The sequence below is a fragment of the Actinomycetospora endophytica genome (assembly GCF_021026375.1).
Taxonomy (GTDB): Bacteria; Actinomycetota; Actinomycetes; order Mycobacteriales; family Pseudonocardiaceae; genus Actinomycetospora; species Actinomycetospora endophytica.
This window is the reverse complement of record NZ_JAJNDB010000001.1, coordinates 1,279,915-1,295,211: the sequence shown is the minus strand read 5'-3', so window position 1 is coordinate 1,295,211 and position 15,297 is coordinate 1,279,915. Positions and strand designations below refer to the sequence as shown.

Below are 15,297 nucleotides of genomic sequence, written 5' to 3'. Positions count from 1 at the left end.
GGACCCGACCTCCACGCCCGTCGGAGTGGCGCTCCTGACGGCGGTGTCCGGGCCCTCCGACCGGGCGCGACGCCATTCCCCGCCCGGCCGTACGCGAGAACACGAAGAGTGACACCATCGAGTAGAAGACGCCCGATCAGTGGCGCGTGTCCCCTTGTCAGCGCACACAATCGCGCCGTGGAAGCGGAGGTGGCGTCGGCGTTGTGGCAGGTGGAGGCCGCCTTCGTCGCCCATCAGGCCCGCGATGTCCTGGAGAGCCTCACCCCCCGCCAGAGCCCCGTCGTGGTCGCCGAGGCCGATCCGCTCGCGCTGGCCCTCGGGCTCGGCGAGACCATCGGTGCCCCCGACGACGTGCGCGCCCTCACCCCGTGGCTGCTGCGCGCGGTCGTCACCGACGACCGGGTCGACCTGCGCTCCGTGCTCTCGCGCATCGCCGCCTTCTGGCACCGGTGGACGACCTCCGAGCGGGCCGCCGTGCGGGACTTCGTCGACACGCTCTGGGTCGCCCTCCTCGACCGGCATCCCGGCCCGGTGGCCGTGCTGCCGGTCGCCACGGCCGCGTCGTTCCTCGACGACGCCTCCGGTCTCGGCGACGGCGTCGGGCGCCTGCTCGGCATCTGGGAGTACAAGGACACCGCGAGCGCCGACCACCACCTCGCCGAACTGATCATCGACGCGCACTACGGCGCGCGGGTGGACCCGGAGGTGCTGGACTGGGCGCGCGACCGGCCGCAACGCGAGCGCCTGGAGCGCGCAGCGGCCCGGGATCACGCCGAGCCCTGGGCCGGTGACCTGGGCGCCGCCCTCGACCTGCTCGCCACCCCGCCGGACTGACCCTGCGGCCGTCGTCGGATCACCCGAGGGCGGTCGGCGGCGTGACAGGGTGGGGCGGTGTCGGACGGTGGCGCGGTGGAGTCGTCCTGGGCCGGTGACCGGCTCGTCGGCGAGCTGGTGCGCCGCGGGATCGGCGGCACCGGGCCGTGGAACTCCGCGCGCCGCGTCGCCGAGGACCACCTCACCGACGCGGGCGGCGACGTCGAGGTCGCGGTCCGCCGCCTCATCGGGACCCATGTCCGCCTCGCGGCGAGCTCCGGGCTGCTGACCAGCCTCGGCGGCGCCGCCACGATGGTCGTCACCGCCCCGGCCGGCGTCACCGGCCTCTACCTGGTCTGCACCCGGCTGGCCGCCGCGGTCGCGATGCTGCGCGGGCACGACCCCGCCGACCCCGTCGTCCGCACCGCCGTCCTGCTCTGCGTGCTCGGCGCGGACGGGTCCGAGCTGGCCGAGCGCACCGGGATCGACCTGCAGGAGGTCTCGTTGCTGGCCGGGCTGCGACGGCTCCCGACCGAGGTCCGCGAGCAGCTGGACCGTCGCATCGGCTTCCGGCTCACCAGCCGCGCCGGGCGCCGTGGCGTGCTCAACCTGACCAAGCTCATCCCCGTCGTCGCCGGGCCCATCGGGGCGGGCGCCGACGGGATCGCCGCCCGATCGGTCGCGACCTACGCGGACGTGACCTTCTGGGCACGCCGCCCACCGACCCCGTTCGAGTGATCCATGGTGCGTCGTGGTGTAGATGATGCGCATGTGGGTGTCATCGTCGCCTGCGGGTGACGGTGGAGCTGGAGGGGCACATGGCGTCGCGGTGGTCGACTTCCGGGGCGGGGCGGAACGGTCGCGGGGGGCCGGGTCACGACGACGGCGGCGGGCGCCGCCCCCGTCGTGGGCGCCTGGTCCTCGGTCTCGGTGCGCTCGTGCTGGCGGCCGCGCTCGCTCCGGCCGCGGTCGCGGGCCCGGAGGACGCCGCGGCTCCCGACTCCGCCCGCGCGGTGACCTCCCTGCCGGCGGCGACGCTGCCACCGGCCGACCCGTCCGCTCCCTCGATCAGCGCGCTCCCGCTGGCGCCGCAGGCCCGGGACGGCGACGGGACGCAGGTGGCGCGCTCGACCGGCCCCCTGCAGCTCGTGGCCGTGACCTGGACCGGGGCGACGCCGGAGTCCCTCGCGCTGCGCTCCACCGACGCCACCGGGCGTTGGGGCACGTGGCTGCCGCTGGACTCCAACGCGAACGAGCGTGACGACGCGCCCGCGAAGGCGGCCCCGGGCGGCGGGACGGACCCGGTGTGGGTCGGCGACCGCACCCAGGTCGAGGTGCGGGCCACCCGCGACGGCCGGCCGATGACCCAGGGGCTCACCGTGCAGCGCATCGACCCCGGCACCTCGGCCAACGACTCCGCGATCGGCGCCCGCGCCCGGGAGCGCGACGCGTCGCGGGCCGGCGCGCCGCCCGCCCCGGCCTACGTCACCCGCGCGCAGTGGGGCGCCGACCCGGCGCTGATGACCTGGCCGCCGGAGTACGCCGACACCACGAAGGCGGTGACGATCCACCACACCGCCGAGTCGAACGACTACACGCCCGAGCAGTCGGCGGCCATCGTGCGGGGGATCTACGCGTACCACTCGAAGCAGAACGGCTGGGGCGACATCGGCTACAACGCCCTGGTCGACAAGTACGGGACGATCTTCGAGGGTCGCGCGGGCGGCATGGACCGGCCGGTCGTCGCCGCCCACGCCGGCGGCTTCAACCAGGAGACCTTCGGCATCGCGATGATGGGCACGCTGACCGACACCCCGCCGACGCCGGCCGAGCTGACCTCGGTGGAGCGCCTGGCGGCCTGGAAGCTCGGCGGGATGTACCGCGACCCGGCCCAGCAGATCACCCTGACCTCGGCCGGCGGCGGCACCTCGAAGTTCGCCAAGGGGCAGCCGGCGACCGTCGACGCCCTGTTCGCCCACCGCGACGTCGGGAACACCGAGTGCCCCGGCAACGCCGGGTACGCGGCGATGGACACCATCCGGACCGAGACCGCCAAGCTGATCGCCGCGGCGGGCACCGACGTCCGCTCGGCGTGGGCGGCGCATCCGGACCTCGGTCAGCCCGATCGGGTGGAACAACCGACCGCGGACGGCCGCGCGCGGTTCACCGACTTCCAGCACGGCTCGATCTACTCGTCCGCGGCCACCGGCGCGCACGAGGTGTCCGGGCCGATCCTCGACGCCTGGCGGGCCCGCGGCGCGGAGCGCTCGTCGCTCGGGCTGCCGACGGGCGACGAGCACGCCGTCGACGGCGGGCGCGCGCAGCAGTTCGAGCACGGGGTTCTGCGCGTCGACGGAGCGACCGGCGCCGTCGCCGGGTGACCTTCGGCACGCACGAGCGCGCGAGCGCGAAGCACGGCACCATACGGCGGATGGACGTCGAGCCCGGCACGCCTCCGCCCGGGGTCGCGGACGCGCTCGCGCGCCTCGAGCAACTGCTCGCGGCCGGTGACCCGCCGCTCGACGCCGCGGCGCTGCAGATCGCCCGCCTCGCGGCACCGGAGGCCGACGTCGACGGCGCGCTCGCGGAGCTCGACCGGCTCGCGCAGGGGATCACCGACGTCGACGGGCTGGTCCTGCGGCTCTACACCGAGGAGGGGTTCGCCGGGGACCGCGAGGACTACTACGACCCGCGGAACTCCTCGCTGGTCGAGGTGCTCGCCCGGCGCCGCGGCATCCCGATCACCCTCGCCGTCGTCGTGCTCGAGGTCGGCCGCCGGGCCGGGATCGAGCTGGAACCGGTCGGGATGCCGGGCCACTTCCTGGTCCACCCGCGCGATTCCGGGTGGTACCTCGACCCCTTCACCGGCGACCTGCTCGACCTCGACGAGTGCGAGGCGCTCTTCCGCGCCGCGACCGGGGCCGGCCGCGAGGTGGCCTTCCACCCCGCCCTGCTGTCCCCGGTGTCGGTGCACGCGGTGCTCGTCCGGATGCTCACCAACCTGCGGGTGATCCACCGCGCCGCGGGCCGGGTCCCGGAGCTGCGCTGGGTGCTCGAGGCGCGGCTGCTGCTGCCCGGGGTCGGGGCCGACGAGGTCGTGGAGCTGGCCGCCACCCGGGGCCGCCGAGGCGACTATCTCGCGGCGGCCCGGATGCTCGACGACTGGTCGGAGCGGCTCCCCCGCAACGCCGCCCGGCTGGCGCGTCATGCCCGGGCGTGGCGGGCGCACCTCAACTAGGTGTCCGCGTCGAGCCCCTGCTCGATGGCGTACCGGGTCAGCTCCACCCGGTTGGCGAGCTGCAGCTTCCGCAGCACGTTCTGCACGTGGTTCTCGACGGTGCGGTGGGAGAGCCCGAGCCGGTCGGCGATCCGCCGCGCGGTCATCCCCTTCGCGACGAAGCGGAGCACCTCGGTCTCGCGGGCGGTGAGCTCGGGCCCGCCCGTCCCTCCCTCCCGCTCGCGGCGCCGGAACTCCCCGAGCACCAGCCCGGCGAGCTCCGGCCCGAACACCGCCTGCCCCGCGGCGGTCCGCTCGACCGCGTCGACGAGCTCGGACACCTGGGCCGACTTCACCAGGTATCCGGCCGCCCCGGCCCGCACGGCGCCCAGGACGTCGCCCTGCTCGGCGCTGGCGGAGAGCACCAGCACCCGGGTGTCCGGCAGCACCTCGAGGATCGCCGCCGTCGCCCCCGCCCCGTCCAGGTGCGGCATCTGCAGGTCCATCACCACCACGTCCGGCCGCACCGCCGGCGCGATCCGGGCCGCGGCGGCCCCGTCGCCCGCGGTGGCCACGACGTCGAGGCCCCGCTCGCCGAGGTCGCGCGCCACGCCCTCGCGCCACATCGGGTGGTCGTCGACCACCATGACCCGCACCGTCACCGCGCCCCCTCCCGTTGTTGCCGCGGCACCCGCAGCTCCCACTCCACCCCGTCGCCGGGCGCGGTGACCAGCTCGGCCGTGCCGCCCAGCTCCGCGACCCGTCCCCGGATCGAGGAGGCGACGCCGAGATGGCCCTGGTCCGCCGCCTCGGCCAGCCGCCCGGACGGGATCCCGGGTCCGTCATCGCGGACGCTGATCGTCACGGTGTCGGCCTCGTCCTCCAGCAGCACCCACAGCCCGGTGTCCTCGCCGGCGTGGGCGTCGGCGTTCGCGGCGGCCTCGCGCACCACCGCGAGCAACGACCGTGCGAGCCCGCCCGGGACGCACACCGGGTCGGGCGGCACCGCGAGCACCGCGCGGGCGGGCAGGGCGGCCCCGAGGGCCGCGCCGAGGTCGACCGGCTCGTCGTCGGGACCGTCGAGCCCGATCGGCCCGCGGGTGATCAGCCGGCGCAGCGAGACCTCCTGCTCGGCGGCCGCGCGGACCAGCTCCGGGTCGCCCAGCTGCGGTCCCCGCCGACGCACCAGCGCGAGGATCTGCAGCACGCCGTCGTGGATGTCGCGCGCCAGCCGGTCCCGCTCCGCGGCCGCCGCCTCGGTGGCGATCGCCTCCTGCAGCCGCTGCGCGGAGCGGCGCATCGCCACCGACGCGAACCCGACCGCGACGCCCGCCACGAGCAGCAGCTGGGCGTCGGAGAGCAGCGCGGCGTCGAGCGCGCGGCGGGTGAACCACAGCGCGCCCACCGACACCGCCACCGCCCCGATCGCCGGGCGGATCCCGTAGGCCACCGCGATCGCGAGGACTGCGCCCGCCGACCACACCGTCGTGATCACCGGGCCGCCCGCGCCGATCCGTGCGGGGTCGTCGACGACGAGCGTGCTGGTCGTCGCGAGCACCGTGAGCACCAGGTCGACGACGGTGAGCCGACGATCGGCACCGCGGAGGTAGGCCACGCTCGTGACCAGCGTCCAGAGGGCCATGAGCACCAGCACGGCGATGCCGAGCGCGGGCCGCGCGTAGAGCCCGACGTCCCGGACGACGTTGACCACCGCGTAGAGGAGCGCCACCACCCGGAAGACGACGAGGCCGCGCCACAGGGGCAGCAGGGCCGCGTGCACATCGACCGTCGCGCCCCGTCGTCGGCGGGCGACGGGCACCGTGCCGGAGGTGTCCGGGATGCTCATCGGACCTCCGCAGGCCGGGCCGCGTCATCGATCGGGGGGTCGGGAAGTCCCAGAGGTCGGGTGGGCCGATCCACCCGGAATATCGGCCGGCGTCAGCATGCCCCACGGGTGTGACGCCGACCATGGGTTCGCCCAGCACGGGTGACACGCCGTCACCGGTGGCGGGGTGGGGTGGGATCCCCATTACCGTAGGGCGCGCCCGGATGGCGGGGCGGGGTCGAGTGAACGGACCCTGGCCGGGACGGCGACGAGGAGGACCGGGTGAGCAGCTGGGTGATGGCGGTCGAGGTGACGCCGTCGGAGCTGGTCGCGGTCGACGTGGACCGATCGACCGGCGGGGGATCTCTCCGGGCGCGCCGCGTCCCGCTCGACACGGACACCGACGGGGCTGATCCGGTGGACGTGCTCGCCGACGCGTTCGCGCGCGTCGTCGAGGGCTCGACCGCCCCGCCCGACCGCGGCGAGGTCCCGGAGCGCCCGACGCGCCTCGTGATCGCGACGCCGCCCGACACCGAGCGCCGCCGGTTCGAGGAGATCGCGGAGGCGACGGCGCTCGTCGGGCTGCCGGCCCCCGCGTGGCTCCCCGCCCCGGTCGCCCTGGTCGGTGACCGGATCTCGGCCGAGGTCGAGGTCGGCGGCCAGAGCGTCGTGCTCGACGCCCGTGCCGGCGGGCTCACCGCCTGGCCGGTGCGGCGGACGTCGTCCGGGGCCGAGATCGGGTCCCGCGGGCCGGTCGCGACCGGCACCCGCCTCGACCAGCTCCTGCTCGATGTGGTCCGGGCCCAGCTGAGCTCGCTCGACCCGGCCGTCGCCGCGAGCGACGGCCCCAGTCCCGGGTCCCGCAAGCCGGGGGAGGCCCGGGACCTCCGCGGTGAGGCGGCCCGCCTCCGCCGGGAGATCCGGCGCGCCCGCTCCCAGCTCGCGAGCGGCGAGGCCGAGGAGGCCCGCGTCGCGGCCGAGGCCCACGAGGTCGTGCTGGAGCGCGCCGTCTTCGACCAGCTCGTCGAGCACGCCCTCGAGGAGACCCTCGGCGAGATCACCGACGGTCCCGACGAGGCCCGCCGTCCCGTCGTGCACGTCCTCGGCGACCGCTCCACCCCGCTCGCGCGCCGCCTCGTGGACCTCACCGCCGGGCCGGAGCGTGCCGCGGAGGCGCTGGTCCTGCCCGGTGCCTCCCACGACGGCGTCCTCGGCCTCGCCGCGCTCCTGCTGCCGCCCCGGACCCGTGCGGCCCGCGCCGCCTCGGGGGCGCAGGCCATCCGGGCCGCCCGGACGGTCGGCACCTCGCCCACCCCGGTCGGGGCCTCCGCGGTCGGCGCTCCGGCAATGGGAGTCGGCGGCGGCTCCGGTATCGGCGGCTCCGGTGCGGGTGGCTCCGGTCCCGACGACGGCGACGGCCCGGGTCCCGACGACGGGCTCCTCACCCCCGAGACCGGCCTGCCGGTGGCGGACGGGCACGGCGACGGCGAACGGGACACCGCGATCCCCGAGGCCCGGCTGCCCTCCTCGCCGGTCCAGGCGCAGCGCCGCGGTCCGAACGCCGGCGCCGGGGTCGGGGCAGCCGACGACCTCGCCGCTCACGGCCTCGTCTCCGGCGGCCCGGGCGACCGCGTGGCCGCCGCGGACGATCGCGCGTCCGGCGAGCCCGCGGCGGAGGACCGCGCTCCCGGCGAGCCGGCCCCCGCGCCGGGTGATCACCACCCGGGCGGTCCCGTGGCGCCCGGCGACCACCGGCCCGATCCGGCCCAGAACGGCCACGTCGAAGGCGACCCGCAGGCCGACCACCTGGCGCTCGTCGGCGCGGTCCCGCACGAGGTCCGGCCTGCCGGCGACGCCCCGCCCGGGGGCCGGAGCCCGGCCGGCGCGCTCCAGGGTCAGCCCGAGGCCGCCCCGGCCCCCGCCGGCGGCGATCAGCCTCGCGGGGCCGTCCGCGGTCGGCGCGGGCCGGACACCGCCCCCCAGCCGGTCCCGGAGGCCGACCCCCGTGCCGGCAAGGCCCCGCGGGGAGCGGTCCCGGTCCTGATCGTGCTGGTGGTGCTCGCCGTGCTCGCCGCGGTCGGGGTGCTGCTCGTCGGTCCCGACCAGATCGACACCGCGTTCGCCGGCCTCGGCGCGGGGACGGGCTTCCTGCCGCTCGACCTGTGGACGGTCAGCCGCTGACCGCCCGCACGTAGGCGTCCGGGTCCTTGTCGGCGAAGTCGAGGCCGGCCGCGCCGGGGTGCTCGGCCTTGAACTGCTCGAACTTGGCCCCGAGCTCCTGGCGCAGGGCGAGCGACGTCGTCCGGCGGAACGGCGCGAGGTCGTCCGTCTCCTCCTCGGACATGTGGTGGTTGTTCGCCTGGTCGGTCTCGTCGATGGCCTGCCACCAGGCGTCGCTGCCGGCCGTCGCGTCGAACGCCTTGCGGGCCCCGGCCCGGATGTCGTCGTGGTCGCCGATCGCGTCCTCGGTCGCCGAGGCCTGCTCGTCGTCCGCGCGCCGCGCCATCGACGGGTAGAAGTGCTCCTCCTCGGCGGAGGCGTGCACCTCGAGATACCGCGCGAGCTCGTCCCAGACCTTCGTGGCCTCGTCGAGCTGGTCCGGATCGTCCCGCAGGTCCGCGAGGCGCAGGAACTGACGGCGGAACCAGTCGTGGTCGTCGAGGATCATCTCGGTGATGTCCGCGGACATGCGGGCCCTCCCGGGGAACTGCGTGTGGTGGTTCCCCGGGTGCTACCCGGCCCCGTCGCCGGGCAACCGGCCGCGCGCGTCAGGAGCGCTGGATCTCCCCGGACGCGTCGACGAACCACACCTCGGCCCGCGCCCGCCGCAGTGTCTCGGCGTCGTCGCCGGCCAGGGCGCGGTAGCGGCGGGTGTCCGGCAGGGCGATGACCACGCGGCCCCTGGGGGATGCCCCGCGCCGTTGGGACGCGGCCCGGGCCGCCGCGCGGAACCAGTCGCCGGCGAGCGTCGTCGGGTGGCTGCGCGCGCCCTCCGGCGGCCAGCCGGTGACCTCGACGTGCACCTCGGAGCCGTGCACGGTCGCGACGAGGTCGTGCGCCGGCCCGGAGGCGTTCGCCGCGTGGATGGTGCCGCCGTGGCGGGTGATCCAGTCCGCGACGGCCGCGGCCACGTTCTGGGTCCGGGACCAGCCCTGCAGCACGTCCCGCGTGGGCACGACGACCTCGTCGCTCGGCTCCGGGACCCGCCGCAGCGCGGCCCGCTCGGCCATCCGCTCGCGCAGCGCGGTCCGCGCCGACGCCGCCGAGGCGAAGGGCAGGAAGCGCAGCAGCGGCTCGTCCGGGTCGTCGCCGTCCCGCTCGGAGCGGCGCATGCGCGCCACGTCGTCGGACGGGGTCTTCGCGCGGTGACGCGGCCGGCGGGACCGGACCGCCGTGCCGTTCCGCGTCCCGACGGCGGGTGCCCAGCCGGCCCCGGCGCCGTCGTCGTCCGCCTCGAGGGGCACGTCAGGCAGCGTCGACACCTCGGCGGGGTGGGTGGTGTGCCCCTCGTCGAGGGAGGCTGCCGTCGTCGCGTCGCCGCTCGCCTCGAGGGGCACGTCAGGCAGCGTCGACACCTCGGGGGCCTGCGCGATGTACCCCTCGCCGTCCGGCGTGAGCCGGGTGCGGATCGACGTGTCCCTCGATCGCGCCGTCCGCTCCACGAGGCCGGCCTTGGCGAGCTTGCGGCACTGGTAGTTGAACGACTTGGGGTCGGCGTCGCCGTGACGGTCGGCCAGCGCCGCGGCCAGCTCGTTGTCCGTGAGGCCCTCCGCCGCCGCGGTCAGCGCCCGGAGGATGTCCTCCTGGACGGCGGGCAGTCCCGGCGTCGGCGGCTCCACCTCGTCGAGGGGCACGTCAGACGTCCCGGAGGCCTGCTCGGCCTGCGTGATGTGCCCCTCGAGAACTCCGGCGGCATCGGTGTCCGAGGGCCCCGACGCGGCCTCGACGTCCACACCAGCCGCCAGACGGGTCCGGACCGGCCGCGTCCCCACCCGCTCGACCATCCCGGCCGCCGCCAGCTTCCGGCACTGGTGATTCACGGCCTTGGCGTTCAGACTCGGGTGCCGATCGGCCAGCGCACAGGCGAGTTCCCCGTCGGAAAAACCCTCCGGAGTCCCGGCCAGCAACCGGATGATGTCCTCCCGCGGCCCAGCGGCCGACTCGGGGACCGGGAGCGCCATGACCGCTCTCCTCCGTGACGGTGCGTCCGTCCGGGGGACCTGCCCGTGTGACGGCGCATGCGATGAGATGCGTGACCTTTCTGTGATCCGTATGGTAACGGGGCATGCTGGCACTGACGGAGACGGCGGCCGAGGCGATCTCCAACATCCTCGAGACCAACGAGATGCCGGAAGGCTCCGGTCTGCGGATCGCCGCGACGCCCAACATGGCCGAAGAGGGCCTCGAGCTCTCCGTCGCGCCGAACCCGGCCGCGGACGACACCGTCCTCGAAGGTGGCGGCGCCGTGATCTTCCTGGAGCCCATGGCCGCCTCGGCGCTCGACGACAAGGTCCTCGACGTCGAGAAGATCCCGGAGACCGAAGCCGAGGGCTCGGGCGACGAGTACCGCTTCGCGATCACCCCGCAGTCCGAGCTGCAGGCCTGACCTGACGACGGACGCCGACGGCGGCCGCGTGCTCGCGGCCGCCGTCGGGCTCCTCACGCCTGCACGGCCTCCACGGGTCCGCCGACCCGCGTGACCAGCTCGCCGTCATCCGACGGCACCAGCTCGACGTCCCGGACGCGCCCGGCCGCCTGCACGTCGCCCAGCACCACCCGCAGGGCGTCCAGCCGGTCCGGCGCGGCGGACACGGAGAGGCTCTCCACCTCGGTGCGGATGGAGAGCTTCTGGTCCGACTTGCCCTTGCGGATCCCGGAGATCACCTCGGAGGCGACCTCGAGGACGTCCTCGTCGACCCCGCCGGTGAGCGGCAGCTCGCCGGTGGCCGGCCAGGCGGCGCGGTGCACCGTCCCGCCCTGCCACCAGGACCAGACCTCCTCGGCCACGAACGGCAGCACCGGCGCGAACAGCCGCTGCAGCACCCGCAGCGCCACCGCCAGGGCCGCCCGCGCGGAGTCGCGCCCGGCCTCGTCGAACTCGCCGTAGGCGCGCGACTTCACCAGCTCGAGGTAGTCGTCGCAGAAGAACCAGAAGAACTGCTCGGTGACCTCGAGCGCGACGGCGTAGTCGAACCGCTCCAGCGCGGCGGTCGCCTTCTCGACGACGCCGGCCAGGCGCGCGAGCAGCGCCCGGTCGATCGGTGCGGTGACCGCCGACGCGTCCGGCTCGCCGGTTCCGACGCCCACGCCGAGGATGAACTTCGAGGCGTTCAGCAGCTTCATCGCGAGCCGCCGGCCGACCTTCATCTGGCCGCGGTCGAACGCGGTGTCGACGCCGGGGCGCCCGTTCGCGGCCCAGTACCGGACGGCGTCCGAGCCGAACTCCTCGAGCAGGCCCATCGGCGTGACGACGTTGCCCTTGGACTTGGACATCTTCTTGCGGTCCGGGTCGAGGATCCAGCCCGACAGCGCCGCGTGCGCCCACGGGAGCTCGCCGAACTCGAGCGAGCTGCGCACGACCGTCGAGAACAGCCAGGTCCGGATGATGTCGTGCGCCTGCGGGCGCAGGTCCATCGGGAAGACGCGGGCGAACAGGTCGTCGTCGACCGACCACTTCCCGGCGATCTGGGGGGTCAGCGACGACGTGGCCCAGGTGTCGAGGACGTCCGGGTCGCCGGTGAAGCCGCCCGGCTGGTCGCGCTGGGAGGCGGAGTAGCCGGGCGGGACGTCCGTCGTCGGGTCGATCGGCAGGGCGTCGTCGCCCGGGGTGAGGACCTCGGCGGGCAGCACCTCGCCGTCGGCGTCGAGCGCGTACCAGACCGGGATCGGGACGCCGAAGAACCGCTGGCGGCTGACGAGCCAGTCGCCGTTGAGCCCGCGGACCCAGTCGGCGTACCGGTGCCGCATGTAGTCCGGGTGCCAGACCAGCTCGTCCCCGCGGCCCAGCATCGCCGTGCGCATCTCGGCGTCGCGGCCGCCGTTGCGCAGGTACCACTGGCGGCTGGAGACGATCTCGAGCGGCTTGTCGCCCTTCTCGAAGAACTTCACCGGGCGCGTGACCGGCCGGACGTCGCCGATGAGCTCGCCGGTCTCGGCGAGCATCGCGACGATCTTCTCCTTGGCGGTGAAGACCGTGGCGCCGGCGATCTCCTCGTAGCGGCCACGGCCGGCGTCCGAGGTGATCCACTCCGGCGTCTCGCGGAGCAGCCGGCCGTCGCGGGTGATGACGGTGCGGTTCGGCAGGTCGAGCTCGCGCCACCACTGCACGTCGGTGAGGTCGCCGAAGGTGCAGCACATCGCGATGCCGGCGCCGCGGTCCATCTCGGCGGCCGGGTGTGCCAGGACCGGGACCTCGACGTCGAACAGCGGCGAGCGGACCGTCGTGCCGAAGAGCGGCTGGTAGCGCTCGTCGTCGGGGTGGGCGATCAGCGCGACGCAGGCCGGGATCAGCTCCGGACGCGTCGTCTCGATCTCGATGTTGCCGTCGGCCCCGTGGTATGCGATCCGGTGCCAGGCGCCGGTGTGGTCCCGGTCCTCGAGCTCGGCCTGCGCGACGGCGGTGCGGAACGTGACGTCCCACAGCGTCGGCGCCATCGACACGTAGGCCTCGCCGCGGTCGAGGTTGCGCAGGAACGCGCGCTGGCTGATCGCGCGGGCCGTGCCGTCGATCGTCTGATACGTGTGCGACCAGTCGACCGAGAGGCCGTTGCGCCGCCACAGCGCCTCGAACGCCTTCTCGTCCTCGGCGGTCAGCGTCTCGCAGAGCTCGACGAAGTTCCGCCGCGAGATCGCCAGCTGCTGCTTGCCGGGCTTCTCCGGCGGGGTGAACTCCGGGTCGTACGGCAGGCTCGGCTCGCAGCGCACGCCGTAGAAGTTCTGGACGCGGCGCTCGGTCGGCAGGCCGTTGTCGTCCCACCCCATCGGGTAGAAGACCTGCTTGCCCCGCATGCGCCAGAACCGAGCGACCACGTCGGTGTGGGTGTAGCTGAAGACGTGCCCGACGTGCAGCGAGCCCGACACCGTCGGCGGCGGCGTGTCGATCGAGAAGACGTCGCCGCGCTCGGCCGACCGGTCGAACGCGTAGGTCCCCTGCTCCTCCCATACGGCCGCCCAGCGCTCCTCGAGGCCGTCGAGCGTCGGCTTCTCGGGGACCTGCGGCTGCGTCGGCGCCGCCGCGGCGGAGGGGGACTGCGTCATGTCACCGGAGTTTACCGAGGGGGTCCGACGCCTTTCCGCTGCGGACGGACCTGATCGGGGCGAGCTGCTGCGCCGTGCGGGTGGATCTCGTAACACCGGCGGCCGTTCAACGGACACAGTGGTCGTGACCGCGCACATGGCGGTCTGGATACGTCTGTTCGGGGGAAGTCATGACCGTCTCCACGCCGTCCTCGCCGCCGGGGTCGTCCGGCCCGGCCGAGCCGCGCCACCGCGCGAGCGGCGGGAGGGGCTCGTCCACCACCCATGGTCCGGTCGGCGGCCACGATGCGCCCGACGACGACGTCGCGACGGATCCGTCCGGCCCGTTCCCGGTACCGCGCCGCTCGGGTGGGCGGCACCGCGCCCCGGACGCGGCCCCGGCCTCCGGGAGCTACGCGGCCGTGCCCGCGCCGCGGGGTGCCGAGAACCCAAGGCGTCCGGCGGGCGACGGGCCCGGCGCAGGGTTCCGGCCGCTCCCGCCCTCCGGGTTCGCTGCGCCCCCGCCGCCGGGTGGTCCCTCGTTCGGCACCTCGTCGATCGGGGTGCCCCTCGGCGCCGTCCCGGTCCAGCGCGAGGCCGCGATCCCACGGCACCGCCCGCCGCACACGGCCGTCCACCCGGGGTCGGCGACGCCCACTCCCGATGCCCCCGCGCACGCCGGCCCGGCGTCGGTGGCCGACGACGACGCCGTGACGGCCCCGGTCCGTCGCGACGACCTCGACCGGGCCGCCGCCGCGCGGGGCACGGCCGGCCCCGCGCACGACCTCGGCGCACCGTCCCTGCGTCCGCTGTCGGTGCAACGGCCGGAGGCGATGGCTTCCCCGTACCGCCCCGAGGAGGTCGCGCCCGCCGAGCCGCCGTCGCGACGCGGGGCACCGTCGCGCCCCTTCCTGGCGCGGAGCACCGACCGGCCCTGGGAGACGCCGCCGGTCGACCGCGCGTCGGCCCGCCTCGGCCTGGTCGCGCTCGTGATCGGGGCGATCGGCGTCGTGCTCGGGGTGGCTCCGTGGTCGGGCCTGCTGCCCCGGGTGCTGCCGCAGTCGGCGCTCGGCGCGATCCCGGTGTTCAACCTGGCGGGCGCCCTGCTCGGCGTCATCGGGCTCGGCGTCGGGGCGATCGCGATGTTCCGGGCGGGTGAGGCGTCCCGCGGGCTCCTGATGGGCGTGCTCGGGGCGTGCGCCGGCGCGGCGGCGGTCGTCGTGGGGCTCGTCGTCTGACCCCTGCCGCGGCCATGATCACCGGGATGACGAGGATGTGAGGGCTCAGCGTCCAGATCCTCCTCATTCCGGTGATCATGGTTGGGTCGCCCGGCCGCGAGGGGAGGATTCGGTCGCTAGAGCCGCACGAGGGCTCCCCTCGTGCGGGCACGAAAGCCCACGAAAGCCCACGAAAGCCCACGAAAGTCCCGGACCCTCAGAGCCCCGAGACCCGCAACCAGTCCCGCAGCACCGCGCCGTCCCCGAGCACCTCGACCGTCCCGAGCCCACCCGGCACGGCATCCACCGAGCACCGATTCGTCAGCACCGCGAACAGCGCCGCCGCCGGTCCCCGCACCGCCACGTCGGCCTTTGCGTGCCGCTGCTCCACGACCACCCCGCCGGCCCCGCGCGTGATCAGCCACTCGCACGACGCCTCGTCGAGAGCGTGCACGTGGATCGTCTCGCCCGACCCCGCGAGCGCGGCCCGCCGCTCGCCGAACGTGTCCAGCAGCGACAAGGACTCCGCCAGTCCGTCCGCGGCCAGGTCCGGCCCGACCCCGACCCACGGCTCGATCCCCACGGTGACCTCGGCGTCGTAGCGGTGCACCACCGTCTCGTGCAGCATCCGCCGCGCCCACCAGGACACCCGCGCGGGCCCGGAGAACCCGGCCACCCGGCGCTCGGGCTCCGCGGAGGTCACCGCCGACACCACCTGCGCGCCCCCGGCCAGCAGCCACGTCGCGACCTCGTCCGGCGCGACCGGCGGCTCCGGGTCGGCCACCTGGTCGTGCGGGATCAGCCGGTCGCCGGCCCCGGAGATCGTCTCCGCCACGCGCCGGTGCACCCGGCCGAGGTGGCGGGCGAGATCGCGCAACGACCAGTCCGGGCAGGTCGGGACCGGCGTCCCCGGATCCCCCGCGCTCGCCGCGTCCGCGAACGCGGTCACCTGCACCATCAGCTCGTCGGTCATGACGGACACCGGCCCA

At 75.5% G+C, this 15,297-nt stretch carries 13 protein-coding genes; 7 read left to right on the top strand and 6 right to left on the bottom strand.

Annotation, left to right across the window (positions count from 1 at the left end; translation table 11 throughout):
• Positions 1–177 precede the first annotated feature (177 nt).
• Genes LQ327_RS06320 through LQ327_RS06305 form a run of 4 tightly spaced genes read left to right on the top strand, consistent with a single transcriptional unit; the run spans position 178 to position 4,051 of the window.
• On the top strand, positions 178–834 hold the full coding sequence (locus tag LQ327_RS06320) for a hypothetical protein (protein ID WP_230730658.1): 657 nt from the start codon (positions 178–180) through the stop codon (positions 832–834).
• A 57-nt stretch (positions 835–891) separates the two neighbouring features.
• Entirely contained in the window at positions 892–1,551 is a 660-nt protein-coding gene (locus tag LQ327_RS06315; protein WP_230730657.1) for an EcsC family protein, read from the top strand.
• 56 nt (positions 1,552–1,607) lie between these two features.
• Positions 1,608–3,194: an N-acetylmuramoyl-L-alanine amidase gene (locus LQ327_RS34590; RefSeq protein WP_230730656.1), complete on the top strand. Its 1,587-nt coding sequence runs from the start codon at positions 1,608–1,610 to the stop codon at positions 3,192–3,194.
• A 50-nt stretch (positions 3,195–3,244) separates the two neighbouring features.
• A complete protein-coding gene (locus LQ327_RS06305) occupies positions 3,245–4,051 on the top strand; it encodes a SirB1 family protein (RefSeq protein WP_230730655.1) in 807 nt (268 codons plus the stop codon).
• Here the strand turns inward: LQ327_RS06305 and LQ327_RS06300 are convergent.
• Positions 4,048–4,677 (bottom strand): response regulator, encoded by a 630-nt coding sequence (locus LQ327_RS06300; RefSeq protein ID WP_230730654.1) that lies wholly within the window; start codon positions 4,675–4,677, stop codon positions 4,048–4,050. The two genes, LQ327_RS06305 and LQ327_RS06300, sit on opposite strands and share 4 nt — an antisense overlap.
• An 11-nt stretch (positions 4,678–4,688) precedes the next feature.
• Entirely contained in the window at positions 4,689–5,876 is a 1,188-nt protein-coding gene (macS, locus tag LQ327_RS06295) for a MacS family sensor histidine kinase (protein WP_230730653.1), read from the bottom strand.
• 261 nt (positions 5,877–6,137) lie between these two features.
• On the opposite strand from macS, the gene LQ327_RS06290 reads away from it, so the two are divergent.
• Positions 6,138–8,036, top strand: a complete 1,899-nt coding sequence (locus LQ327_RS06290; protein ID WP_230730652.1) for a hypothetical protein — start codon at positions 6,138–6,140, stop codon at positions 8,034–8,036.
• On the opposite strand, the gene LQ327_RS06285 is transcribed toward LQ327_RS06290, so the two are convergent.
• Positions 8,026–8,544: a hemerythrin domain-containing protein gene (locus LQ327_RS06285; protein WP_230730651.1), complete on the bottom strand. Its 519-nt coding sequence runs from the start codon at positions 8,542–8,544 to the stop codon at positions 8,026–8,028. The genes LQ327_RS06290 and LQ327_RS06285 overlap by 11 nt on opposite strands.
• Positions 8,545–8,623: 79 nt before the next feature.
• Positions 8,624–10,036 carry a MarR family winged helix-turn-helix transcriptional regulator gene (locus LQ327_RS06280; protein WP_230730650.1) on the bottom strand — a complete coding sequence of 471 codons (1,413 nt, stop codon included), beginning with the start codon at positions 10,034–10,036 and terminating at the stop codon, positions 8,624–8,626.
• Between the two features lie 104 nt (positions 10,037–10,140).
• Here LQ327_RS06280 and LQ327_RS06275 point away from each other — a divergent pair, with 104 nt between their 5' ends.
• Positions 10,141–10,461: an adhesin gene (locus tag LQ327_RS06275; protein ID WP_230730649.1), complete on the top strand. Its 321-nt coding sequence runs from the start codon at positions 10,141–10,143 to the stop codon at positions 10,459–10,461.
• Positions 10,462–10,514: 53 nt separating this feature from the next.
• Here the strand turns inward: LQ327_RS06275 and valS are convergent, their stop codons facing one another.
• Positions 10,515–13,112, bottom strand: a complete 2,598-nt coding sequence (valS, locus tag LQ327_RS06270; RefSeq protein ID WP_230730648.1) for a valine--tRNA ligase — start codon at positions 13,110–13,112, stop codon at positions 10,515–10,517.
• 170 nt (positions 13,113–13,282) lie between these two features.
• Here valS and LQ327_RS06265 point away from each other — a divergent pair, with 170 nt between their 5' ends.
• Entirely contained in the window at positions 13,283–14,329 is a 1,047-nt protein-coding gene (locus LQ327_RS06265; protein ID WP_230730647.1) for a hypothetical protein, read from the top strand.
• 196 nt (positions 14,330–14,525) lie between these two features.
• Here LQ327_RS06265 and LQ327_RS06260 read toward each other — a convergent pair whose 3' ends face one another.
• Positions 14,526–15,281: a maleylpyruvate isomerase family mycothiol-dependent enzyme gene (locus LQ327_RS06260; protein WP_230730646.1), complete on the bottom strand. Its 756-nt coding sequence runs from the start codon at positions 15,279–15,281 to the stop codon at positions 14,526–14,528.
• Positions 15,282–15,297 lie beyond the last annotated feature (16 nt).